The organism is Flavobacterium humidisoli (assembly GCF_023272795.1).
Lineage (GTDB): Bacteria > Bacteroidota > Bacteroidia > Flavobacteriales > Flavobacteriaceae > Flavobacterium > Flavobacterium humidisoli.
Genome location: NZ_CP096829.1, coordinates 1,669,604 through 1,694,191, shown reverse-complemented (window position 1 = coordinate 1,694,191; position 24,588 = coordinate 1,669,604). Strand labels below are relative to the sequence as shown.

Genomic DNA, 24,588 nt, shown 5'->3' with positions numbered 1-24,588 from the left:
AAAGAGGCAACTTTCATTAAAATTTAAAGCTCAAACGAGCAAAACCAAATCTTCCATTTAATCCAAATTGAGAAACTGCTCTTGAATAGGCAAACTGATTCGCATTTGTCAAATCTGTACTTGGCGCTGGTGACAAAGTTGGAGTTGTGTTTGTAAATGCAGGAGTTGCAGGATTATTTCTGTCTGGATATACATCTCCTATATTATTAACTCCAATTGTAGCTCTCAAATGCTCGTTGATCTGATATCCTAAAGACAAATCGGTAACCAATTTTGCGCTATATTCTGGATGTTCATACACAGAAGAAAATCCGTCAAGATTAACATCTGTTGCTCCTGGATCTGTAACTTTTCCAAAATAGCTGTTTCTTAAATAGATATCCAGTTTTTTAATATTGAAAGTAGTCATCAAATTGGCTTTCAGTTTCGGAATCGCTTCTTCTAAATACACTCGGCTTGATTCTGGGAAGAAAGAATAAATATATGGTTCTCCTCCTGCATCAATTATTGATTTTGGGATATGTAAATCGCCTACTCTTTTGGTTTCATTAAAACTTAAAGCCAAATCATTTCTAATTACAAAATCCTGAATTACATCATATTTTTGAGAAATCACCAAATCAATTCCTTTTGTTTCAGAATCAATTCCATTTGTCCAGAAAGATGCTCTTTCTACACCTTTTAAATCAAATGCCTGTTGAAATAAAGTCAGTGCTTCTGCCTGCTCTGGCGAAGTTGCAGCACCGATTTGCGCGTCTGTTGGTCTAGAATATTGTCCAGACAAAACAATACGATCATTGATTCTTGTAAAATAAGCATCAGTTGCAATGGTTATGTTAGCTTCAGGAATTTTGAATGTAAATCCTGTACTGATGCTTTTTGATTTCTCTGGTCTTAAACTTTCAATTCCAATACTTTTTGCAGCTTGCGAATCGTTTGTAAAATAACCCACTTGATATGGAGAACCGTTAATAAACTGAGTAGAACTTGATTCAAAGTATCTTTGCTGTAAAGAAGGCGCTCTAAAGCCAGTTTGTCCAGAAATCCTCCAATTGATATTATCATTTAATTTTAAAAGAGAAGCCAGTTTGAAAGTAACTGTATTTCCAAAATCTGAATAATTTTCATAACGTGCTGCTCCATTTATAAGCCATTTTTCAGTGGCATTCAATTCTAAATCAACATAAGCGGCACCACTTTTTCTATCTTTTTCCTTAGCATCAGAAGGCTGAAATCCTGAAAATCCTTGCGCTCCTGCTCCACGTTTATTTCCAAAGAAATCAGTTACAATCAATGGTGAATTGCTAGGTAAAATTCCTGATACTAAATCTCCGTTTACATCATACAATCCGTAAGAAGCTTCTTCTCCTGCTTTAATTTGGTAGTTCTCATATCTGAATTCACCTCCAAAAGCAACGTTCAGCCCAGAAAGAACATCCAGTTTTTTACTAAAGTCCAAATTGGTTGTGCTTTGTAAAAACGAAATTTTTCCGGCATCAAAACTAAAAGGAGAATTAGTTCCTAAAGTTGCATTGATGGAATTATTCACATCATAATTAAAAGAGTTTGTTCCTAAATTGGTACTTAAATCGGTATCAAACCCAAATAATTGTGTATTTACACCAACAGCTGCGGAAGCATCTAAAATCTTTGATTCAATTTCTGGCAGGAATCCGTTTTGGTACATTTGCGTGAAAGTACCAGAACCATTTGGCAATCTATTGAACGCATACGATTTACCCCCTCTATAAGAAACTCCTCCAAAGGAATATAAAGAAGTGGTTTCGCTCAAAGGATATTTAGCATTAAAATACAATTGTCCTGCAGCCAATTCTGATTGACCAACACTCATATTATAATCACTTCTCTGCTGACCTCTGTAAGCCAATTCGTTATTAGTTACGTCAAAATTTAAAGCAGTCTGCATTTGCGCAATTGTTGAAGCCGATGCAATAGCATTTTGCTGTGCTGTTGTAAAATAACTTACTTGCGGTGCATATTGTTTTAAAGAAGACAAAATTTGAGTCGAGTTTCCAGTCGTATTAATATTGCTAAACAAAGAGTTGATTTCGACCCCATCTTGTGCCGCTCTATTTTCAACCGCATTGTAGGCATTAAAAATAGCATTGTTTCTAATTCCTGCTCTACTGGTTGCTTGTCTTGTCACCGCAGTCCCTGTAACATTTAAGAAGCTTCCCGGTTTGCCTAATGAAGTTCCGTAGTTTAAATCGATTTGGGCAGTTTGACCGTCTGCTCCTCCTTCAAAATTATTTGATCCCGAAGATAGATTGGCTCCATACTGAATTCCTCCTGTCAAATAATTAGCGTTTTTCTTTAGAACAATATTAATAACTCCCGCAATCGCATCAGAACCGTATTGCGCGGCAGCGCCATCTCTTAAAACTTCTATTCTTTCTATAGCAAAAGACGGAATTGCATTTAAGTCTGTTCCTACAGACCCTCTTCCTGGCGATCCGTTTATATTTACTAAAGCACTTGTATGCCTTCTTTTTCCGTTTACTAAAATAAGAACCTGATCTGGTCCTAATCCTCTTAATTGCGCAGGATCAACGTGGTCTGTTGCATCTGCTGTAGATGTTGGATTACTCGTAAACGACGGCGCAACGTAATTTAAAATTTGAGTTACGCTCGTTTGCGGTGCTCCTTTTGTTATTTCTGATACGTTAAAAACATCAACTGGGACTGGCACATCTGTTTTAACTCTGTTTTTACTTCTTGATCCAATAATAGTAACTTCAGACAGTTCGTTGTTTTTTAAACTATCCTGCTCTTTTTTATTGTCCTGAGCATAAAGTCCTGAAAAAGTGACAAGACCTAAAACGATTAGTACATTTTTCTTCATTTCTTTTTTTACTGATTAATTATTGTTTTTGGCTTAAAAAAAATCTTACAGGTTTATTTTTGGCATAAAAAAAACCTCTGCGGTTCAGCAGAGGTTCTATTTATATTTTATTGAAAAATAACTACAATAGCGTCTCTGCGGATAACTCCGGCATCTTACAAGACATCATATTGCAAACTGTAAATTTCATTTGTTTCTTTTGTTTTAACGGGGCAAAGTTGCAAACTATTTTTTAATCGACCAAACAAAAAACAAAATATTTTCCATTACCCTATCAAAATAGTATGTTATTGTTAAATTTCTGCTAGAAAAAATAAAAAAAGTTGAACTTTAATTTGCAAATCAAAATGGTTTCATACCTTTGCACCCGAAACAGAGGAAAAATTTGAACTGATTGCAACCTCTTCATAATGAAATGATTTCGTTATGAATGCTGAAAGATTCATTTCAGTAGTAAAAAATGCTAAAGCAGGAACTCTCCTTTAGCCCTTTTTAGCAATTACTTTCCCTGCTTAAATTTTTAAAAACTAATATTTTATTATTACATTATTATGGCTTATTTATTTACGTCAGAATCTGTTAGTGAAGGGCATCCAGACAAAGTTGCAGATCAAATTTCGGATGCATTAATCGATAACTTTTTGGCATTTGATGCTGATTCTAAAGTAGCATGTGAAACTTTAGTTACTACAGGTCAGGTTATTTTAGCAGGTGAAGTAAAGTCAAATACTTATCTTGATGTTCAGCAAATCGCTCGCGAAGTAATCCGTAAAATTGGATATACTAAAAGTGAGTATATGTTTGAAGCGAATTCTTGTGGAATTCTTTCAGCTATTCATGAGCAATCTGCAGATATTAACCAAGGTGTTGACAGAGCTAAGCCAGAAGAGCAAGGTGCAGGTGACCAAGGAATGATGTTTGGTTACGCTACAAACGAAACTGAAAACTTCATGCCATTGGCATTAGATTTATCTCATAAATTATTACAAGAGTTAGCTATTTTAAGACGCGAAAACAAAGAAATCACGTATTTACGTCCAGATGCTAAATCTCAAGTAACTTTAGAATATAGCGACGATAACAAACCAACTCGTATTGATGCGATTGTTATCTCAACTCAACATGATGATTTTGATGAAGAAGCTACAATGTTGGCTAAAATCAAAAAAGATATTATCGAAATCTTGATTCCAAGAATTATCGCTAAAAACCCAGAACACGCTCACTTATTTAATGATAAAATCAACTACCATATTAACCCAACAGGAAAATTCGTTATCGGAGGACCTCACGGAGATACTGGTTTAACAGGAAGAAAAATCATTGTTGATACTTACGGTGGAAAAGGTGCTCACGGTGGTGGTGCATTCTCTGGAAAAGATCCAAGTAAAGTAGACAGAAGTGCTGCTTATGCAACTCGTCATATCGCTAAAAACTTAGTTGCTGCCGGTGTTGCTGACGAAATCTTAGTTCAGGTTTCTTACGCAATTGGAGTTGCTGAGCCAATGGGAATTTTCATTGAAACTTACGGAACTTCAAAAGTAAACTTAACTAACGGTGAAATCGCTAAAAAAGTAGAAGCTATATTTGATATGCGTCCTTACTTTATCGAGCAACGCTTAAAATTAAGAAACCCAATCTATAGCGAAACTGCTGCTTACGGACACATGGGACGTAAACCAGAAACGGTTACTAAAACTTTCTCTGCTCCAGGCGGAAATGAAAAAACAGTTACTGTTGAATTGTTTACTTGGGAAAAACTTGATTTTGTTGACCAAGTAAAAGCTGCTTTTGGATTGTAAATCTAGACTTATAACTGACTAAGATTGTTAGACATTTTAGTTAGCCAAACATAAAAAAGCCGATTTCTAAAATAGAAATCGGCTTTTATTTTATTGTATATATAGTCTATTAATATGTCCCGTTACTCATTTTAGTTAAAACCTCTTTCATTTGATTTGCAGTTTCACTATCAATATCACTAGTGATAAATTTTACTGCTAAAACTTGCGTTTCTATGGCTTTTTGTTGTTGTCCGTCTTTATAATACAATTGTGCTAGAGTATCTAAATAATATGGATTGTTTTTGGTTACAACCAAACTATATTCAGACCATTTAATAGCATCTTTAATAAAGTTTGAATTCTGTGGTTTTAATACAACTGCCCATGCCGCATTGTTACAAGTGTCTGAATGGTAAATTTTGAATGAATTCCATCCATCATAAGAATAGCTGGAACTAGAATCTAATCCCGAAAAGATTGCATCTAATTTTTCAATCGGACTCCCTCCCGCCAAAGTATTATCAAAATAAGTGTTGAACTCTTTTAAATAAGTTGTGTTTGAACCGTCCTGTTCTTCAAGCTGGCTCAAATAATAAAAATAGTTTTTGTACGAATCGAAATTCCCTTTTCCAGAAGCAATAATTTTCTTGTAAAGCAAATTGATTTTTTCTTTATTCATTTCTCCAGAAACTCCATCTTGAGAAAGATATAGATTTTGCTGCAATGCATCTGAAACTTCAGAAACCACATTTCCAATAGTATGAAGTTCTCCTTGTTTACTATTAAATTCTGCACGATTACTTTCAATATCATCTGAGTGATTTAGCAAATAATCGATTGCTAAGAAATCTGTATCGTTTAGAATTCTATCTGTATTAAAAAGCTGTTTTGTAAATCCTTGGTTTTTGATTTCTTTAATAATCGTTTCTACCAAATACATATTTGCAACTTTATCTTTTTGATGTGCTTCAATTAACTTTTTCCACGTTTGAGCCACCTCTTTTTGGTTTAAAGCCGTTTTTGTAATTACAAATTCAGTCGAATTAGGATCGTTTACTGCATAATCTGAATCATAATCGTAAGATGTTTCTAACAAGGCTGCCTTATTAAAAGCTGCGATTAAATCTGAATCTGAAGCTTTTTTGTTCTTTAAAACTTTATCTACAGAAAGGAAGGCATTTGCTCGCTGAAGTTTTCTATAGAAATCTCCATAATAACTAAATTGATATTGTTGCGTAGCTAAATCTGATTTTGCAACAGCAAGCTGATTTCCTTCTCCATTTAAAATAATTACACTTTGGTCACTTGCAATTTTATTGTTTTTAAGCCATTTCTTATCATCGGCTCCTGCCAAATAATAATTGTAGATATCATAAAGAGCATTATAAGAATCGTACATATTATATCCCGTCTGTGTTTCTTGCTCTTTTACAAAAGCATCAAAATTTTCTTTTGCAGTCTTATCCTTGTTGTCAACTACAACAACCAAAAATTTATTATTTGCAGTTTTTGTAGATTCTATTGCTTTTTTTAGATTGTTTTCAACTTTTAATTTAAAATCATATTTGGTATATGCTGGCGGAGGAATTGTAGCATCAACGGCAGCAGCATCGACTATTACAGCTGCACTATCCACAGCTACTCCAGAACCAAAATCGTCATTTATTAAAGTATTTTCTTTTCCTGGATAAGTCCAATTTTTTATGGTTTGATTTTCTATAGGAACAACTGTTGGAGCTTTAGCTGGTTTCTCCTCTTTTTCGTTTATAAATACCAAAGGATCTTTTCCGTATTGATCAGAAACTTTCAATTCTTTTGTTCCTTTATCAAAAGATCCAACAAGATTTAAATCGCTCAAAACTGCCATATCATAGTTGATTGTCACTTCCGAAACATCTTTTGGCAATGCATATTTACTTACATCACTTTTTCCATCATAGTCTTCGTAAACCAAATAAATGAAGTCGGTTTTCTCGATTTCAAAATCTAAATCTGTTTTGATATAATCAGGATCTACTTTCGTTTTTATATCAGAAAGTCTCTGATATTGTACCGATTCTACTCCTTTTTGGGTTCCAATATAAAAAGAATAATAAGATGGATTCAAGAATTTAATCTTAATTTTTTTTGCCTTTTTATCTTTAGCAAAAACAAGATCAAATCTATTTGTTTTATTCTCTGTGCTTTTTAAAAAAACTAGCGAATCGCCTTTAATCTCATAACCTCCCGAATAAAAAACCAGTTCGTATTTATTATCATCTAATAAATTTAACTTAATCTTTGCTCCTTTATTTGTAGATAAATAAGTTCCTTTTTCGATGCCATTTGTTTGGGCGAAAGAGATAGAAATTCCAGCAAACAGGAGCGATACACTCCAGATAAAATTGCGCATGGTTACGTTTTTTGTCGTTAATAATATATCACAAAGATATTTGATTCTTCATTAAACAAATCACAAAAAACACAATGTTGCAACAAAAATACTACAAATTATATTTCATAGAAAATATGATGTAACGCGGCTGAACCGTATATTGAGAAACTCGTGTAGAGAACTGAGAAAAGCTATCGTCATTAAGATAAGTCGTATTTAATAAATTAGCTGCCGAAATTTTATATTCCCATTTGCTATTCTTTTTTTGATAAACCAAACTCGCGCTTAAGAAATCATATTCATTATCGACCGTTTTATCTCCATTATAGTAATGATAAAATTCGTATTCAGAAACAAAAGAAAAACTATCCAAGAAATAATAGTCCAATCTTGCAAATGGTTTGTCAGTATAAAAAGTTGAACCACTGTATTTGTTAACCAAAAGATTATAACCAAATTCTATATTTGGAAGCTTTTTATAATTTGTTGAAGCTTTAACAGTATAGCTTTGCACAAAACTCTCGGTCGTTGCTAATTTTTCATTTTGAATATTGTTGAATTTTGACCAGTTAAGACTTGCACTTGCAGATGCTTTATAGTTTTTGAGGAAAGAACGCCCATAAGTTCCCATTCCAGAAAAAGTTTCGTCTGCCAAATTAGAATTGTATGGAACTGAAGATTGGTTAATTCCGTCAAAATTGGCTTTTGTCTTAATGGCATCAACTTTTCTTGTATAGGTTGCATTGGCAAAAATATTCTCAAAATTGAACATATTATATTTAAAATAACGAAGAGAATGCACTTGCGAAGTCGCATTTTCTAAGAAACGATTTCCGCGAAAAAGACTGCTGTAATCTGACAGAACATAACCCGAAGCTAATTGATTAATATCGGTAAAATCGTTTGTCAAAGAGAAATTATAGGTAAGCGTTTCCGATTTTTTGATTTGATATAAGGCAAAAAAATCAGGCAAAACTTTAGTAAAGCTTTGAGAATAATCGCTTCCCAATTGTCCATTTGTCATCTGATAGGTATGCAAACTAACACCTGGCGTAAATGTAAATTTCCCTGTTAGCATTTTATAATGAAAACCTAAAAAAGCATCATTAAAACGATAATCGACATCATTATTGTTTTCAGGATCATTTAAGTCATTTTTATCTCCATTATCTAGCATTTGGAAAATGTGAGAATTGAAGTTTTGATACGAATAGGTATTTCCTACCGTAATATTAAAATTGCTTTTTGGCGTTACCATATAATAGTAATCCAATTTGGCATCGAGTTTATTGGTTTTGACAAAACGATCTTGATTCAAATCATTTCGATTTTGTCCTGTAATATATCCTGATAAATCAAAAGGTTGCGATCTTAAGTTGGCATTATAAAATGGATTTTCGTCTTGATACAAATGTTGCATTTCAAAAGCAAAAATATTTTTACTGCTTTGCGTATAATACAAACTCAAATTCTGATTGATAGAAGTTGGATCTTGTTTTTTTTCAGTTAAAATGGTCTCAACCGCCGAAACATTATCGACAACCGATTCACGAAGCAAATCTGTATCTTCATTCTGCTTTGACAATTTGGTCAAGATATCATAATCAAACTGAAATTTATCGTTTGGCTTGTAAGTCGAGCTCAGTTTAAAAAGCCCCAAATTATTCTTTTGATGCGTCATTTCATCACGTTTCTGCTGATCTCCAGAATCTAGAATCGTGGTTTGAGATTTAGTTTCTAAATCTGTTTTTGAAGTCGAAAGAATTCCAAAACCACTTAAGTTCCAAGCTTTATTTATAGAATAAGCGAAGTTTGTTGCTCCAAATTTGGTTTCGATTTCTTTAGCGCGATTATTTCGAAGCAACGAAATCCCTAAATCATTTGAAGAAACATTAAAACTGCTTCCGCCTTTTTTCATCATATTTTTAAATCCGCCTGTGAACTTAAAATAATCTTGTGCAGTAAGTGGCAATTCTCCTATATTATTAAAATTGGTGATTAGATTAATACTGTATTTTGGACTGTAATAGAATAATTTCGGATTAATAATATACCGACTATCCAATTCTGCCACTCCAATTCCAGCAGTCACATCTCCAAACCAAAAGTTCTTTTTTCCTTCTTTTAATTTGATATTCATTGCAACATTTTCCTGATCATTTTCTAAACCTTTTAATTGGCTGACTTCATTATAATTTCTTAAAACCTGCACTTTATCAATAGCATCGGCTGGAATATTTTTAACGCCTAATTTGGTATCTCCGTCAAAAAAATCTTTTCCTTCAACCATCAATTTACTGACTTTTTTTCCTTCCACTTCGATTTCGCCATCGGCATTTACCTCAACTCCTGGCAATTTCTTCAGAACATCTTCAAGCTTTTTTTCTGTTCCCGATTTAAAAGAATCTGCATTGTAAACAATTGTATCGCCTTTTATAGAAACAGGCATTTCTCGAACAATTTCTACACCTTCCAATTCGATTCCCGCACCATCCATAACAATAGTTTGAGTCACGTTCTCAGCCTTGGTAACTACAGCAATTTCCTTAGATTTCATTCCCAAATAACTTATTTTAATAGTGTAAGCCGAATTAGGTTTTAAAGTGAGCTGGAACTTTCCTTTATCATTGGTGATTCCGTATGAATCCATTGCCTTGGTGCCATTGTTAATCGCCATGATATTAGCCATTTCTAACGGATTTTTTTGTTCGTCCTGAATCAAACCATCAAAACGAACACTTTGCGAAAAGGAAAGAGAAGTAAAAAGTAAGGCAAATAAAAAAATGGTCTTATTCATGATAAGAATATTGGAAGTTTGGAATTTGGAATTTATTTTCTTTGTATTTTATCTTCCCATTGGAGGAGGAGGTCCGCCTGCTCTGCCTCGGTTCATCTCCCTAAATTCTTCCATTTTTTTAATTACTGTTTCGTCGTATTCTTTCTGAGAAATTACTTTTCCTTTTTTAGAAGGTTTTATTTCCACTTTATCTTTTGTGTTTAAAACAATTTTAGAACATAAAATCGTAGTAGTTCCATCGTTGATTTCTAAAATTAAACCAGGAAGTCCCCAGTAATTTTCTGGTCCTTGATTGATCGGAATTTCTGGTGTATACCACGCCGTAACAACAATTTCTTTTGGGATTTCAAAATTATCAGCAAAATTCGTTTTGGTATCTCCTGAAGTCTTTTTAGCCTCCTCTTTTTTATCTTCATCCTTTTTAGGCCTGAAGTTTCTAAAATCGGTTTTGCTGGCTTGTTTTACGGCTGTCGCTTTGAAGCAATTGTAACCACCAATTTGTTTGGTTTCCTGCTCCAATTTCCATTCTAATTTTGGAAGGGAGTCCACAACCAAAAACTCTTTACCCATAAACTCTTTATCGACCGTATACGTTTTTGTTTTTACATCTTTGTAGAAAGTGCCACCTCCACCAGTAAGCGAACCGAACATCATGCGAAAACCGCCCTGCTGACCAGGTGTTTCTAGTTTTTCTTCTTCTTTGTAAATAGACGCTGTTTTATCGAAGTTTAAAATGAATGTTTTTTCGAGCATTTTTTTCATACGCTCTTCCATGTTTTTCTGCATTTCTGGGGTAATATCTCTATTCCCGCGCATTCCCTCAAACTTTGGCGCTTGTGTTTTTGACTCGTAAACAGCCATTCCTTGAAAATCTTTTTGCGCTTGAATTTGTACAGAAACAAGCAGTACAGTCATATAAAAAAATATCTTTTTCATTTTATTTTCTTTAAGTGAGTAAATCGGATAAAGATTACATTCAAATGTATTATTTATTTTAAAATTCAAAAAACTAAATATATAAACGGCATTAAGGCATAGATAGAACCGCTTATTTTTTAGACTATTAGATTTAAAAAAGGTTTAAGTCTCAAAATTGAAATTTTAAGGAGAGTTTTTTGTAATTTGGTGCTCTTGTAAATTAATTTTCTAATGTATAGAAACGTGCAAAAAATTTTATTTTCCATATTTCTTTTCTGCACTTTTCATGCGCTTTCAGCTCAGGACTTGAGCATAAATCCGACTTTAATTTCGCGGTATAAAAACACTTCTGACGAATTTTTAGGATATGATTCTTTTGGATATTCCTATCAAATTACGAACAACGTTTTTAGCAAAATTAAAGGAAAAGAAATCTTCGAATACAAAAATGTTTCTTTGGGAAAAATAACAAAAGTCGATCTTCAGAATCCGTTAAAAATTGTGTTGTTTTATGAAGATTTCAATAGTGTTGTTTTACTAGACAATCAATTGAATAAAATGACCGAAATTAACTTTTCGCAGAATGCAGCGCCAATTGTAGTAAGCGCCATCGGAATGTCTACGCAAAACCAGTTATGGATTTACAATGCTTTAAATCAGCAAATTGGGCTTTTTGATTATCTAAAAAATGAATACAAAACGGTTTCAATTCCGTTGACTGAACCAATTCAATATTATCAAACCGATTTTAATACCTTCTATTGGATTGACAAAAAAAACAATGGGTATTCTTGTGATATTTTTGGAAAAATCACTTCATTAGGCGCAATAGGTGATTTTGATAAAATTGTTATAATTAGTCCTTCACAATATCTTTTCAGTAAGAATCGTTTACTGTACTTTAAAGGTATGAATAAGTCGAATCCAGAGGTAATTTCTGAGATTAAAATTTTAGAAAAAACCTTTGACAATTTTTATTACAAAGACCAAATTTTATCTATTTTTACAGCTACAGATATATCAAATTATAAAATCGTAACACCGTAATGCACATAGCAATAGCAGGAAACATAGGCGCAGGAAAAACCACTCTGACCAAATTATTGGCGAAACACTTCAAATGGGAACCTCATTATGAAGATGTAGTTGATAATCCGTACTTGGATGATTTCTACCATCAAATGGAGCGCTGGTCATTTAATCTTCAGATTTATTTCCTTAATAGCCGTTTCCGTCAAGTGCAGCAAATTCGCGAAAGCGGAAAAAGAATCATTCAAGACAGAACGATTTACGAAGATGCTCATATCTTTGCTCCTAACTTATACGCGATGGGCTTAATGACGAGTCGTGATTTTGAAAATTACACTTCGTTATTTGAATTAATGGAATCTTTGGTTAAAGCACCAGATTTATTGATTTATTTAAGAAGTTCTATTCCTAATTTAGTAGGACAAATTCATAAACGCGGACGCGAATATGAAAACTCTATTTCGATCGATTATTTAAGCCGTTTGAACGAAAGATACGAAGCTTGGATTCAGACTTACACTAAAGGAAAACTCTTGATTATTGATGTGGATAATATCAATTTTGTTGACAATCCTGAAGATTTGGGTGATATCATTAATAGAATTGATGCGGAATTGAACGGATTGTTTTAAAACATTAATTACACAGATTTACACGAAATAAAAAAATGCCTCTAAATTTTCTTTAGAGGCATTTTCTATTTTAAGGAGCTTTGTCAAAGTTGTTATTTTGCAGCTTCAACTTTTGCCAAAACTTCTTCTTCAGTTCCTTCAAAAACTTCGGTTGTTGTTTTGCCATTTTCTGTTTTAGTAACAGTTCCAGTCGTTTTTCCGTTTATGTTTTTAACCTCTACGCGAACTGATTGACTCTCTGTATGAGAGTATTTTCCTTTTGAATCAAAATGAGCTAAACATTTTGCTGTTTCTTCTTCAGAACAGCCTTTTTCTTTACACATTTTAATACATTCTTCTTTTGTCATTCCCGACATATCACCGCATTTAGAAACTCCAGAATGCATTTCTGTTTTAGCACAGCAAGAAGCTTTTCCTGCAATATCTGATGAAGAATGTCCTTCTCCTAAAATTGGAGCGATTACCAATCCAATCAAACAAGTTAATTTAATTAAGATATTCATAGAAGGTCCAGAAGTATCTTTAAACGGATCGCCAACTGTATCTCCAGTTACTGCAGCTTTATGTGCATCAGAGCCTTTATAAGTCATTTCTCCGTTAATCATAACTCCTGCTTCAAAAGATTTTTTCGCATTGTCCCAAGCACCTCCAGCATTGTTTTGAAAAACTGCCCAAAGCACTCCAGAAACCGTAACTCCAGCCATATATCCTCCTAACATTTCAGCAATTAACTGATTGTTGTCTGAGTAAACTAATTTTCCTAAAAGAACAATTAAAATTGGGAAACCAATCGTTAAAATCCCTGGAAGCATCATTTCTCGTAAAGCCGCTTTGGTAGAGATCTCAACACATTTTCCGTATTCTGGTTTTCCTGTTCCTTCCATAATTCCAGGAATTTCTTTGAACTGGCGGCGAACTTCGTACACCATATCCATTGCCGCTTTTCCAACAGAATTCATTGCCAAAGCGGAGAAAACCACTGGAATCATTCCTCCAACAAATAACATGGCCAAAACTGGCGCTTTAAAGATGTTGATTCCGTCAATTCCTGTAAAAGTTACGTATGCTGCAAATAATGCCAATGAAGTTAAGGCTGCAGAAGCAATTGCAAATCCTTTTCCTGTCGCTGCTGTTGTATTTCCAACTGAGTCTAAAATATCGGTTCTAGTACGAACTTCTTTTGGCAGTTCGCTCATTTCAGCAATTCCTCCAGCATTATCTGAGATAGGTCCGAAAGCATCAATTGCTAATTGCATAGCAGTTGTTGCCATCATGGCTGAAGCCGCTAAAGCTACTCCATAAAATCCTGCTAAAGCATAAGAAATCCAAATTGCCACAGCAAACAATAATACCGTTGGAAAAGTCGAAATCATACCTGTTGCTAAACCAGCAATTACGTTTGTTCCTGCTCCTGTAGATGATTTTTGAACAATTGCCAAAACTGGTTTTGTTCCTAACCCTGTATAATATTCTGTTACTGATGAAATCGCTCCACCAACAACTAATCCAACTAATGTAGCGTAGAAAACACGCATTGACGAAATAGCTTTTGATCCTTCTCCAAAGAAACTCATCTGCATCGTTTCTGGAAGCATATGCTGTACCAAGAAGAAACAAGCTACGGCTGTTAAAACAATAGAAACCCAGTTTCCTATATTTAAGGCTTTTTGAACTTGTGCTTCTTTTGCATTATCATCTGAAATTTTCACTAAAAGTGTTCCTATAATAGAAAATATAATCCCAAAACCAGCAATTGCCATTGGAAGCAAAATTGGGCCGATTCCACCGAAAGCATCATTAATACTTCCGCCCATATCTTTTATAACATAATTTCCTAGTACCATTGCGGCAAGAACTGTTGCTACATACGACCCAAATAAATCGGCTCCCATACCTGCAACGTCTCCCACGTTATCTCCTACGTTATCTGCAATTGTAGCAGGATTACGAGGATCATCTTCTGGAATTCCAGCTTCAACTTTACCCACTAAATCGGCTCCAACATCGGCTGCTTTAGTATAGATTCCTCCTCCAACTCTGGCGAATAAAGCAATTGATTCTGCTCCTAATGAAAATCCCGCTAAAGTTTCCAAGACAACTGTCATGGTATCTGTATCTTTCCAAACTCCATCAGAGAATAAATGAAAGAAAATGATAAAAAAGGATGTTAAGCCCAAAACAGCTAAACCCGCAACGCCAAGTCCCATGACAGTTCCACCGCCAAAAGAAACTTTTAAAGCCTGTGGCAAACTTGTACGAGCTGCTTGAGTAGTTCTAACGTTTGTTTTAGTTGCTATTTTCATTCCGATATTTCCAGCATAAGCTGAAAATAAAGCACCAAAAATAAATGCTATTACGATTAATAAATGTGTTTTTACTCCTGGAATAAAAGTAATTCCTGCCAAAGCTAAACTGGCGATAATTACAAAGATGGTTAATAATTTATATTCGGCTTTTAGAAAGGCTAAGGCTCCTTCGTAGATGTAATCTGAAATCTCTTTCATCTTACCGTCTCCAGCATCTTGTTTTAAAACCCAAGTCCTTTTTATTCCCATGAAAAGTAATCCTAAAACTGCCATTATAATGGGCAGGTAAATCATAAATGCATTCATAATATTTTAATGGTTTTGGTTAATAGTCAACAATCTAACTAAAACGAATTTAAACAAAAAAGCAATACTCCTGACGGCAGTATTGCTTTTTTTATATTAGAATGCGGTTAAAATTATTTAATACTAAATAATCCAGCCGGTTTATTTTCAATGTCATCAAAACGTTTTGTACACTCAGCGATAATGTCGTAAGCTTCTTTTACGTCTCCCCAACCTTCTACATCTACTTTTTTGTTCTCAAGATCTTTGTAAACTTGGAAAAAGTGCTCGATTTCTTTTACTAAGTGTGGGTTGATATCAGAAAGATCATTTAATGAATTCCAAATTGGATCTGAAACTGGTACACAAATAATTTTCTCGTCTGGTCCTTTATCATCTGCCATGTGGAACACACCGATTGGCTTAACTTCCATAACACATCCAGGGAAAGTTGGTTCGTTTACCAAAACTAATACGTCAAGAGGATCACCGTCTAAAGCTAAAGTTTCTGGAATAAATCCGTAATCTGCTGGGTACATCATTGAAGAGAATAACATTCTGTCAAAACGCATTCTTTTGATTTCAAAATCGTACTCATATTTATTTCTGCTTCCTCTTGGTATTTCGATTAATACATCGAAAGTCGTTAATTTGTCTGCGGTCATTTTCGTTTTTTATTATTTCTATAATTTCGGTTGCAAAAATAACTAAAGAATCTAGTTCTACAATAAAAAACAAGGTTAAATTATCGGCATTAGGGTTTAAAAAACAAGCATTTAATAACTAATTGTTCTATTTCTTTTTTTCAGGTAATAATGCCAAAGTAAATAAGTAGCATAAGATCGATACGGACTCCATTGTTCTGCATGGATTTCCATTTCTTGTCTATCATGAATATTAAGTAATTCTTTGATGGTATTGATTACTGCAATATCATCAAGCGGAATCAAATCGGGCTCTTCCAGACAAAACATTAAATAAATATCGATTGTCCAATTGCCGATTCCTTTTAATTTAATTAGTTCTTCGCGGACTTGTATTGCCGATTTTGATGCTAGACCTTCAATATCCAAATCCTTATTTAAAACTGCTTCTGCTAAGATTTTGATGTATTTTGTTTTCTGACGGCTTACTCCCAAATTTCGATATTCTTCATCAGACAAAACCGCCATGTTTTCAGGATTGCAAGTTTTGTAAGCTTTGATTTTTAAAAATGTGGCTTTCGCCGAATCGATAGAAACTTGCTGTTCTAGTATAAGCAAGACCAAAGTTTCAAAACCTGGAGGACGTTTTGGAATTGGAGGCAATCCGTATTTTTCTATGATTTCAAGAAATATTGGATTTTTAGAGGAAAGAAAATCAATGGCTTCTTGCATGGTTTTGGATTTGAAAGTAAATCAAAAATAAGAAAAATGAAATTAGTTCTTGCAAAGATGCCAAATCGCTAAGTTTTTTTTCCCCTACAAAAAAAGTCGCAAAGATTTAAACCTTTGCGACTCTATAACTTTGAATCTTTTCACTTAAATACAATTAGAAATAAAAACCAAAAGATCCTTTTACTGCAAATTTGTGAGCATCTGGCATATCTAGGTAATTTCCTCTCCAAGAAAAATCAATACGGAAAACTTTGAAAATATTACCAATTCCTGCATGGTATTCATAATATACTTTTTCAGGAGCGTTATAAGGTAATCCCGAAGCATTGATAGCACGGTTAGCATCAGAAATTGTTCCGTGTACTGCTCTAACTCCAATGAACTCTCTCCAATTCAATTTTCTCATAAACGGAATTCTAGCAAACAATCTTCCTCCAAAATCATGATTCCATTGTAAAGTAGTATATTGATCCGTAACGAATTCGTAGAAATTCAAGTTACTAAATGTATTTTCAATAGTAAAATAAGTCTGGTTACCAGGAATTACACTCATCAAACCTAACGGAATTGTACCAAATGTTTTTCCTGTTTCAACTGTAATATTTGTTCTTCCTAAAGGTCCAATAATAATTGGTTGTCTGTAAAAAACTTGAATTTTTTCGTAAGCAAAATCACTGTCAAAAACTCCTTTTAAACCATAACTAAAATTCACAAAGAAATGGCTAAAAGGACTATCAACTAAATCTCTTTCGACACCATAACCAATAGTTTTACGGTTAGGCATATATTCAAATTGAATATTTGCTTCAGATTGTTTTACTGCACTTTCAATAACACCAGCTGGATTTTCAGGAGTTGGTAAAGTCGAATAATAATCTAAACTAAATGTTTTTGATGCCGATTCTAATGTACGATACGAAAAACCTGCCTGAACTATAAAATTCTTTTTGGCCTCCATTTCAACCGAAACATTACTCAGATTAATATTGGTTAGCTTACCATTACTTCCCGTTGTAAACAAGGCAGAAGAAGCAAAACTTCGTCCTAAAACATCATTTGTTGTAGTTAAGCTTGCGCCAATTTGTTCAATATCACGCCTATTTCCTCCAGAGATAATAATACGGTTTTTCTTGTCAACCATCCATTTTCCAGAAACTCCGTATTTGAATTTATTATCATCAAATCCGTAAGCTGTATAAGCCTGAATACGCCAAGGATCATTTGGTCCAAAATAGGTCCTTCCTCCCACTCTCAGTCTTAAACCTTCGACTTCATTATATCCAAAAGTTGAAAAAATTGGCCCGTAATCGAAGTTTTTAAACTCGACATAACCGCTTCCTAAAATAGAGACGAGATTATACAACTGCTTAAATCGCTTGACCGTTTGTAGTGTATCGAGCATTTTATAAATTCCCTGTTCGTCTTTGTTTAATTTTTCAAAACGATTTTCTTCCCAAAATTCTGGCGGTCGATCATAAACTGCATTATCAATAAAATTGACTTCTTCTTTGTAAAACTTCTCTGGTTTCTGAATATTGAATTTATGATTGCGATATAAAGTTGTTCTTTTACCGTAAACTCCTTTTGATTTTTCTTTTTTATTTAAAGCAAAATCAGACATCATGTAATCACGCGTCAAAAGGAAAATTGAGTCGTTTTGCACATCAAATTCCTGTTCGATATAAATATCTTTTACCCAGTTAATATTGGCACTTTTGGTTACACCCATATTAATTTTTTTGATCGCAAAAGTGGTATCGTTAACCCAAAAATCTCCTTTGAAAGTTAATTCGTTTTTACGTCTAGGATAAAAGACAATATTATAACACCATTTTTTATCTACAAATGCACTGTCTTTTAAGACATAATTGTAAACATCAATTCCTGTTCTTGAAAGTGGACTTGTAAAACTTTTATCAAAAAATTTAAGGTGATTATCGTAAATATTATACTCCGAATAAAGGTCTTTTACAAAAGATAAAATCTGCTGATTTCCGTTAAAACCAGACATTTTATTTCCTGTTATATTTTCTTTTACTTTCTTTAATTTATTATCACCGTAAACATCGTAAACAGATTCGTTGATAAAAATTGGCAGATACGTTTTTCCTGTAACATCTGAAGTATCAACATGATTAAAGATAAACTCCATTCCTTTAAAAAGCTTGTTTTTCATGAATGCACTATCAATAGTGTTCATGTCAAATTCTACTTTTTCATACTTCTGCATTTGATATTGATTAAACTGATAAAGTCCATTTTTACGTTTTCTTTCCCAGATTTTTCTCAAAATATCTAATGCCGGATTGTTCTTTTTAGAAGTTTTCCCCGTATAAATTACAACTTCGTTTAGCGCTTCGGCTTCGCCTAAAACAATTTTAAAATTATAATTAACTGCTTTTTCTAAAGGAACTTCTTTATCTGAAAATCCCGCCGAAGTAACCAAGAGTGCAGTATAGGTATTGGGCGATTCTAAATAAAAACGTCCGTCTTCATTTGAAACGATTCCAATATTAGAACCTTTAAAAACCACATTTGCAAAAGGTATTGGCTGATTCGATTTGTCCAAAACAATTCCACTCACTTTAGTTTGTGCAGTAACAACATTCGCAAATGCAAATACAATATATAAGAGAAGTAGAGTTAATTTGTTCATTATAAAGTAAAAAAAAACTTCACCAATCCATGTTGTCTGATGAAGTTTTATGAGTATTTTGTATTTGTATTATTTGTATAATACTTTTTTAACTGCTTTTACTACATCACCTGCATTTGGCAACCAGTCTTTAAGCAATACTGGTGAATAAGGTGCAGGAGTATCTGCAGTTGTAATACGTTGAATTGGCGCATCAAGGAAGTCAAACGCTTGCTCTTGAACGATATAAGAAATTTCAGAAGAAAGGCTGGCAACTGGCCAAGCTTCTTCAAGAATTACTAAACGATTTGTTTTTTTAACAGATTTAAGGATTGCATCTTTGTCCATTGGACGAACTGTTCTTAAATCGATAATCTCACAAGAAATTCCTTCTTTAGCTAATTCATCAGCAGCGATAAAAGCTTCTTTGATGATTTTTCCGAAAGAAACAATCGTTACATCTGTTCCTTCACGTTTAACATCAGCAACACCTAGAGGAATTGTGTATTCTCCGTCTGGCACTTCGCCTTTGTCTCCGTACATCTGCTCAGATTCCATAAAAATAACTGGATCGTTATCACGGATAGCTGATTTTAAAAGTCCTTTTGCATCATAAGGAGTTGAAGGAACAACAACTTTAAGACCTGGAGTGTTAGCAAACCAGTTTTCTAAAGCTTGTGAGTGAGTAGCTCCTAATTGACCAGCAGAAGCTGTTGGTCCGCGGAAAACGATAGGCACATTGAACTGTCCTCCTGTCATTTGACGCATTTTAGCAGCGTTATTTATAATTTGATCAATACCAACTAAACAGAAGTTGAATGTCATATATTCTACAATAGGACGGTTTCCATTCATTGCAGAACCTACTGCAATTCCTGAAAATCCAAGCTCAGCGATTGGAGTATCAATTACTCTCTTTTCACCAAACTCAGCAAGCATTCCTTTAGAAGCTTTGTAAGCTCCATTGTATTCTGCAACCTCTTCTCCCATTAAATATATGGATTCATCGCGACGCATTTCTTCACTCATCGCTTCGCAAATGGCCTCTCTAAATTGTATTGTTCTCATATTTTATATTGTATGTTGAATTTTCTGAAGAGCAAAAATAAATATTTTAAATAACTTAAAAGCATAAATTGAATTTAAAATCGCATGAACTTCTATCTGTTCTCCCGTTTTAACTTTTTAATCTTTATTGTGATAATTACGAAATCGATATAATAACGTAAAAACCACACTTAATCGCTCTAAAATATTTTTCAGACAAACTTTTATCTATTTGTTTAATTCTTTGTCTCTCCAAAATTCATTCATCAAAACGCAAAAAACTAAAAAATAGTATTTATCAGACAAAAATAATTCATATTCCAATTGCCTGTTATTGCAAAATTCCTAACAATCAGACAAAATGAATATTATTTTATTTTTAGATTACGATGAAAATCACCCAAAACTGAACAATCTGCGAAATCGTAATAGTTTTAAAAAATATTATGCACGCATAGTATAATTATTCCAAATTAAATTCTAAATTTGTAAAAGCATATTATAAATTCAAAATATATACTTATGAAAATACTAGTTTGCATCAGCCATGTGCCTGATACTACTTCAAAAATTAACTTTACCAACGGTGATTCAGAATTTGACACTAATGGAGTACAATATGTAATTAACCCTAACGACGAATTTGGTCTTACACGTGCTATCTGGTTCCAAGAACAACAAGGTGCAAATGTAACGGTTGTAAACGTTGGAGGTCCTGATACTGAGCCAACCTTACGTAAAGCATTAGCAATTGGCGCAAATGAAGCTATTCGTGTAAATGCAAATCCAACTGACGGATTTTTTGTTGCAAAACAATTAGCAGAAGTTATTAAAAATGGAGGTTACGATCTTGTAATTGCAGGAAAAGAATCTTTAGATTATAACGGAGGAATGGTTCCTGGAATGATCGCTGGTATTTTAGGTTCTAATTTCTTAAACTCTTGTACATCTCTTACAATTGACGGAAATAATGTAAAAGCGGTCCGTGAAATCGACGGCGGAAAAGAAACAGTAAGCACGACTCTTCCTTTAATCATTGGAGGTCAAAAAGGTCTTGTTGAAGAAAAAGATTTACGTATTCCAAACATGAGAGGAATTATGACGGCAAGAACTAAGGCTCTTACTATTCTTGAGCCAGTTGATGCTACTGTAAATACAAAAGCGGTGAAATTTGAAAAACCAGCCCCAAAATCGGCAGTAAAACTAGTTTCTGCAGATAATTTAGATGAGTTAATCAATTTATTACACAACGAGGCAAAGGTGATTTAAAATATTTTATTGATGAATTAAGATTAACGATTTTTGATTGCAGATTTAGAATCAAAAAATTAGTTAATCTGAAATCGTTAATCACAAATCTGAAATCGTTAATCACAAATCTAAAATCAAAATTGTTATGTCAATATTAATATATGCAGAATCTGCAGAAGGAAAATTTAAGAAAGTTGCTTTCGAATTAGCTTCTTACGCTAAAAAAGTAGCTGAATCATTAGGAACAACTGTTACAGCTTTGACTGTAAACATTAGCGATGTAAGCGAATTAGGCAAATACGGAGTTGATAAAGTTCTAAAAGTAAGCAATGATAAATTAGCTGGTTTTAATGCAAAAGCTTATGCTGATGTTATCAAACAAGCTGCTCAAAAAGAAGGGACAAAAGTAGTTTTACTTTCTTCTACAACAGATAGTATTTACCTTTCTCCACTAGTTGCGGTAGGCCTAGAAGCTGGTTTTGCTTCAAATGTGGTTGGATTGCCAATTAGCACTTCTCCATTTCAAGTAAAAAGAAATGCTTTCTCAAACAAAGCTTTCAATATTACTCAAATCGATACAGATGTAAAAGTTCTTGGTTTAGCCAAAAACTCTTACGGTCTTTTTGAAAGCGCAGGAGCCGCTGCTGCTGAAGACTTTAATCCAACAGTTGGAGACAATGACTTTGGAATAAAAGTAGAATCTGTAGAAAAAGTTTCTGGAAAAGTTTCTATCGCTGACGCTGATATCGTAGTTTCTGGCGGACGTGGATTAAAAGGTCCAGAAAACTGGGGATTAGTTGAAAATCTTGCTGCTGTACTTGGTGCTGCAACTGCTTGCTCTAAACCAGTTTCAGATTTAGGATGGAGACCTCATAGCGAACACGTTGGACAAACAGGAAAACCAGTAGCAACAAACTTATATATTGCAATTGGTATTTCTGGAGCTATTCAGCACATTGCGGGTATTAACTCTTCTAAAGTAAAAGTAGTAATCAATAACGACCCTGAAGCACCTTTCTTTAAAGTTGCAGATTATGGTATAGTTGGAGATGCTTTTGAAATTGTACCACAATTAACAGAAAAATTAAAAGCTTTTAAAGCTCAGCATTCTTAATACAAAGAATTCTCTTTAAAAAATATTGTCGCCTAAAAACAAGATGTTGTATCTTTGTTTATAGGCGGCTTTTTTGTTCCATATTTTTTGATTAAAATTGCAGCTTTATTTTTCAAACCAAAAAAGTATTAAAATAAGGTGCTAAGTGCCTTTTTTACAAACATATATGAGTCTAGTAAAATTATCCATAAAAGGAATTTCATACAGTCAAACTCAAAATGGCGCTTATGCCTTAATTTTGAATGAAGTTGATGGCGAAAGAAAATTACCCATTGTTATTGGCGCTTTTGAAGCCCAGTCAATCGCTATTGCTTTAGAAAAAGAAATAAAACCGCCACGTCCTTTAACTCACGATCTATTCAAAAATTTTGCTGAAAGATTTGATATTGTAGTAAAACAAGTTATCATTCACAAATTAGTTGATGGTGTTTTCTACTCTAGTTTAATTTGTGAAAGAGATAAAATCGAAGAAATTATCGACGCAAGAACTTCTGATGCTATTGCTTTAGCATTGCGTTTTAATGCTCCTATTTTTACCTATAAAAACATTTTAGACAAAGCTGGTATTTATCTAAAATCAAATACTGCTGAAACAGATTCTGGAGCTCAGGAAATAGATGATGTCCTTTCAAATCCTGAAACTTTCGGACATGAAGAAGAAAGCAACCAATCTGGAGACGTTTACGCAAAACATTCATTACAGGAACTAAATGAGCTTTTAGACCAAGCGGTTTCTCAAGAAGATTACGAAAAAGCAGCAAAAATTAGAGACGAAATCTCTAGAAGATAATTTTATAGCGGTAGGCCAAAGGCATTAAGCTGTAAGCTAAAAACATAAAAAATCCAAGCTATAATCATTTTAGGAAAAAGCCTAAAGTTTATAGCATAAAGCTTAAAGCATTTATGAAGCAATACTTAGATTTAGTAAAACACGTTTTAGAAAACGGCAATCAAAAAGGAGACCGAACTGGAACCGGGACAAAAAGTGTTTTCGGCTATCAAATGCGTTTTGATTTAAGTGAAGGCTTCCCAATGGTTACAACAAAAAAACTCCATTTAAAATCCATCATTTACGAATTGCTTTGGTTTTTAAAAGGCGATACAAACGTAAAATACCTTCAAGAAAACGGAGTCAAAATTTGGGATGAATGGGCAGATTCTAATGGCGATTTAGGACCTGTTTACGGTCATCAATGGCGCAATTGGAACAGTGAGGAAATAGATCAGATTTCTGAATTAATTAAAGAATTAAAAACAAATCCGAATAGCAGAAGAATGTTGGTTTCTGCTTGGAACCCTTCGGTTTTGCCAGATACTAAAAAGTCTTTCGAAGAGAATGTTGCCAACAACAAAGCAGCATTACCTCCATGCCATGCCTTTTTTCAGTTTTATGTAGCAAGCCCAGATCCTGAAAAAGGTGAAACAAAAGGAAAATTATCTTGCCAATTGTATCAGCGAAGTGCCGATATCTTTTTAGGAGTTCCTTTTAACATTGCTTCTTATGCATTGTTAACAATGATGATCGCACAAGTATGCGATTTAGAACCAGGAGAATTTATTCATACTTTTGGTGATGCACACATTTACAACAATCACTTTGAGCAATTGGAATTACAACTTTCTAGAGAACCAAAACCATTACCAAAAATGATTTTAAATCCGGAAATTAAAAACATTTTTGATTTTGATTATAATGATTTCACACTTGTAGATTACGATCCGCATCCAGCCATAAAAGGAAGTGTTGCCGTATAATAATAAAAAAATCCGCTTAAATATTTAAGCGGATTTTTTTATACAACTAAAACTCCATTTTCACTTCCGGCATAATCGTTCCATTTGTAAAAATCGGCTTCAGGATCGTTAACATAATTTCCGTCGATTACATACTTAAATTCGTAAATCGCATCTTTCACCAAATCGTAAGTTGCTTTAAACGTTCCGTTTTTTAACTTGCTTAAAGTTCCTTCTGAGGCATTCCAGTTATTAAAATCTCCAACCACCGCTGCCGAATCAGCATCTTTGGCATCTATTGAAAATGTAACTTTAACAACCGGCTTCGTTTTGATAAATTGTTTTTTCAAAGACATAACTATTTCGTTTTTAGATTTATACATCTAAAATTACTTAAATTCAATGAAAGACTAACTAACCCCAGAACCGATTTACGATAATAC

At 33.7% G+C, this 24,588-nt stretch carries 17 protein-coding genes; 7 read left to right on the top strand and 10 right to left on the bottom strand.

Features of this window, described 5'->3' with window-relative positions:
• Nucleotides 1-16 precede the first annotated feature (16 nt).
• Nucleotides 17-2,863 carry a TonB-dependent receptor plug domain-containing protein gene (locus M0M44_RS07660; protein ID WP_248729229.1) on the bottom strand — a complete coding sequence of 949 codons (2,847 nt, stop codon included), beginning with the start codon at nucleotides 2,861-2,863 and terminating at the stop codon, nucleotides 17-19.
• Between the two features lie 551 nt (nucleotides 2,864-3,414).
• On the opposite strand from M0M44_RS07660, the gene metK reads away from it, so the two are divergent.
• Nucleotides 3,415-4,665 carry a methionine adenosyltransferase gene (metK, locus tag M0M44_RS07655; RefSeq protein ID WP_035645622.1) on the top strand — a complete coding sequence of 417 codons (1,251 nt, stop codon included), beginning with the start codon at nucleotides 3,415-3,417 and terminating at the stop codon, nucleotides 4,663-4,665.
• A gap of 109 nt (nucleotides 4,666-4,774) precedes the next feature.
• Here metK and M0M44_RS07650 read toward each other — a convergent pair whose 3' ends face one another.
• From M0M44_RS07650 to M0M44_RS07640, 3 genes are all read right to left on the bottom strand, one after another.
• A complete protein-coding gene (locus tag M0M44_RS07650; RefSeq protein WP_248729228.1) occupies nucleotides 4,775-7,039 on the bottom strand; it encodes a hypothetical protein in 2,265 nt (754 codons plus the stop codon).
• A gap of 91 nt (nucleotides 7,040-7,130) precedes the next feature.
• Entirely contained in the window at nucleotides 7,131-9,818 is a 2,688-nt protein-coding gene (locus tag M0M44_RS07645) for a TonB-dependent receptor (protein WP_248729227.1), read from the bottom strand.
• A gap of 48 nt (nucleotides 9,819-9,866) precedes the next feature.
• Nucleotides 9,867-10,754, bottom strand: a complete 888-nt coding sequence (locus M0M44_RS07640; protein ID WP_248729226.1) for a GLPGLI family protein — start codon at nucleotides 10,752-10,754, stop codon at nucleotides 9,867-9,869.
• Between the two features lie 213 nt (nucleotides 10,755-10,967).
• Between M0M44_RS07640 and M0M44_RS07635 the strand changes: the two genes are divergently transcribed.
• Together M0M44_RS07635 and M0M44_RS07630 are read left to right on the top strand one after the other, a co-directional pair.
• Nucleotides 10,968-11,783 (top strand): hypothetical protein, encoded by an 816-nt coding sequence (locus tag M0M44_RS07635; RefSeq protein ID WP_248729225.1) that lies wholly within the window; start codon nucleotides 10,968-10,970, stop codon nucleotides 11,781-11,783.
• Nucleotides 11,783-12,397, top strand: coding sequence for a deoxynucleoside kinase (locus M0M44_RS07630; RefSeq protein WP_095928085.1), 615 nt, complete (start codon nucleotides 11,783-11,785; stop codon nucleotides 12,395-12,397). The genes M0M44_RS07635 and M0M44_RS07630 overlap by 1 nt, the downstream gene beginning before the upstream one ends.
• A 92-nt stretch (nucleotides 12,398-12,489) precedes the next feature.
• On the opposite strand, the gene M0M44_RS07625 is transcribed toward M0M44_RS07630, so the two are convergent.
• The 5 genes from M0M44_RS07625 to M0M44_RS07605 form a co-directional block, all read right to left on the bottom strand.
• Complete coding sequence (locus M0M44_RS07625; protein ID WP_248729224.1) at nucleotides 12,490-15,009, bottom strand: sodium-translocating pyrophosphatase; 2,520 nt, start codon at nucleotides 15,007-15,009, stop codon at nucleotides 12,490-12,492.
• 113 nt (nucleotides 15,010-15,122) lie between these two features.
• A complete protein-coding gene (locus M0M44_RS07620) occupies nucleotides 15,123-15,653 on the bottom strand; it encodes an inorganic diphosphatase (protein ID WP_111288276.1) in 531 nt (176 codons plus the stop codon).
• A gap of 111 nt (nucleotides 15,654-15,764) precedes the next feature.
• Nucleotides 15,765-16,364 (bottom strand): DNA-3-methyladenine glycosylase family protein, encoded by a 600-nt coding sequence (locus tag M0M44_RS07615; protein WP_248729223.1) that lies wholly within the window; start codon nucleotides 16,362-16,364, stop codon nucleotides 15,765-15,767.
• Between the two features lie 154 nt (nucleotides 16,365-16,518).
• Complete coding sequence (locus M0M44_RS07610; RefSeq protein ID WP_248729222.1) at nucleotides 16,519-19,020, bottom strand: DUF5686 family protein; 2,502 nt, start codon at nucleotides 19,018-19,020, stop codon at nucleotides 16,519-16,521.
• Between the two features lie 69 nt (nucleotides 19,021-19,089).
• Nucleotides 19,090-20,067 carry a pyruvate dehydrogenase complex E1 component subunit beta gene (locus tag M0M44_RS07605; RefSeq protein ID WP_008466560.1) on the bottom strand — a complete coding sequence of 326 codons (978 nt, stop codon included), beginning with the start codon at nucleotides 20,065-20,067 and terminating at the stop codon, nucleotides 19,090-19,092.
• 501 nt (nucleotides 20,068-20,568) lie between these two features.
• On the opposite strand from M0M44_RS07605, the gene M0M44_RS07600 reads away from it, so the two are divergent.
• The 4 genes from M0M44_RS07600 to M0M44_RS07585 all read left to right on the top strand — a co-directional run bounded on the left by M0M44_RS07600 (nucleotide 20,569) and on the right by M0M44_RS07585 (nucleotide 24,166).
• The gene (locus M0M44_RS07600; RefSeq protein ID WP_248729221.1) at nucleotides 20,569-21,315 is read left to right on the top strand and encodes an electron transfer flavoprotein subunit beta/FixA family protein; all 747 of its coding nucleotides are present in this window, start codon (nucleotides 20,569-20,571) and stop codon (nucleotides 21,313-21,315) included.
• Nucleotides 21,316-21,442: 127 nt separating this feature from the next.
• On the top strand, nucleotides 21,443-22,411 hold the full coding sequence (locus M0M44_RS07595) for an electron transfer flavoprotein subunit alpha/FixB family protein (RefSeq protein ID WP_248729220.1): 969 nt from the start codon (nucleotides 21,443-21,445) through the stop codon (nucleotides 22,409-22,411).
• Between the two features lie 166 nt (nucleotides 22,412-22,577).
• Nucleotides 22,578-23,201, top strand: a complete 624-nt coding sequence (locus M0M44_RS07590; RefSeq protein WP_008466556.1) for a bifunctional nuclease family protein — start codon at nucleotides 22,578-22,580, stop codon at nucleotides 23,199-23,201.
• 113 nt (nucleotides 23,202-23,314) lie between these two features.
• Entirely contained in the window at nucleotides 23,315-24,166 is an 852-nt protein-coding gene (locus M0M44_RS07585) for a thymidylate synthase (RefSeq protein WP_248729219.1), read from the top strand.
• A 38-nt stretch (nucleotides 24,167-24,204) separates the two neighbouring features.
• Here M0M44_RS07585 and M0M44_RS07580 read toward each other — a convergent pair whose 3' ends face one another.
• Nucleotides 24,205-24,501 carry an isoamylase early set domain-containing protein gene (locus M0M44_RS07580; RefSeq protein ID WP_095928206.1) on the bottom strand — a complete coding sequence of 99 codons (297 nt, stop codon included), beginning with the start codon at nucleotides 24,499-24,501 and terminating at the stop codon, nucleotides 24,205-24,207.
• Between the last annotated feature and the right edge of the window lie 87 nt (nucleotides 24,502-24,588).

Coding starts and splice junctions, on each gene's coding strand:
- M0M44_RS07610 (WP_248729222.1), bottom strand. CDS start 19,020: ATGAACAAATTAACTCTACTTCTCTTATATATTGTATTTGCATTTGCG.
- M0M44_RS07640 (WP_248729226.1), bottom strand. CDS start 10,754: ATGAAAAAGATATTTTTTTATATGACTGTACTGCTTGTTTCTGTACAA.
- M0M44_RS07620 (WP_111288276.1), bottom strand. CDS start 15,653: ATGACCGCAGACAAATTAACGACTTTCGATGTATTAATCGAAATACCA.
- M0M44_RS07650 (WP_248729228.1), bottom strand. CDS start 7,039: ATGCGCAATTTTATCTGGAGTGTATCGCTCCTGTTTGCTGGAATTTCT.
- M0M44_RS07645 (WP_248729227.1), bottom strand. CDS start 9,818: ATGAATAAGACCATTTTTTTATTTGCCTTACTTTTTACTTCTCTTTCC.
- M0M44_RS07600 (WP_248729221.1), top strand. CDS start 20,569: ATGAAAATACTAGTTTGCATCAGCCATGTGCCTGATACTACTTCAAAA.
- M0M44_RS07615 (WP_248729223.1), bottom strand. CDS start 16,364: ATGCAAGAAGCCATTGATTTTCTTTCCTCTAAAAATCCAATATTTCTT.
- M0M44_RS07590 (WP_008466556.1), top strand. CDS start 22,578: ATGAGTCTAGTAAAATTATCCATAAAAGGAATTTCATACAGTCAAACT.
- M0M44_RS07630 (WP_095928085.1), top strand. CDS start 11,783: ATGCACATAGCAATAGCAGGAAACATAGGCGCAGGAAAAACCACTCTG.
- M0M44_RS07625 (WP_248729224.1), bottom strand. CDS start 15,009: ATGAATGCATTTATGATTTACCTGCCCATTATAATGGCAGTTTTAGGA.
- M0M44_RS07580 (WP_095928206.1), bottom strand. CDS start 24,501: ATGTCTTTGAAAAAACAATTTATCAAAACGAAGCCGGTTGTTAAAGTT.
- M0M44_RS07635 (WP_248729225.1), top strand. CDS start 10,968: ATGTATAGAAACGTGCAAAAAATTTTATTTTCCATATTTCTTTTCTGC.
- M0M44_RS07595 (WP_248729220.1), top strand. CDS start 21,443: ATGTCAATATTAATATATGCAGAATCTGCAGAAGGAAAATTTAAGAAA.
- M0M44_RS07585 (WP_248729219.1), top strand. CDS start 23,315: ATGAAGCAATACTTAGATTTAGTAAAACACGTTTTAGAAAACGGCAAT.
- M0M44_RS07660 (WP_248729229.1), bottom strand. CDS start 2,863: ATGAAGAAAAATGTACTAATCGTTTTAGGTCTTGTCACTTTTTCAGGA.
- M0M44_RS07605 (WP_008466560.1), bottom strand. CDS start 20,067: ATGAGAACAATACAATTTAGAGAGGCCATTTGCGAAGCGATGAGTGAA.
- metK (WP_035645622.1), top strand. CDS start 3,415: ATGGCTTATTTATTTACGTCAGAATCTGTTAGTGAAGGGCATCCAGAC.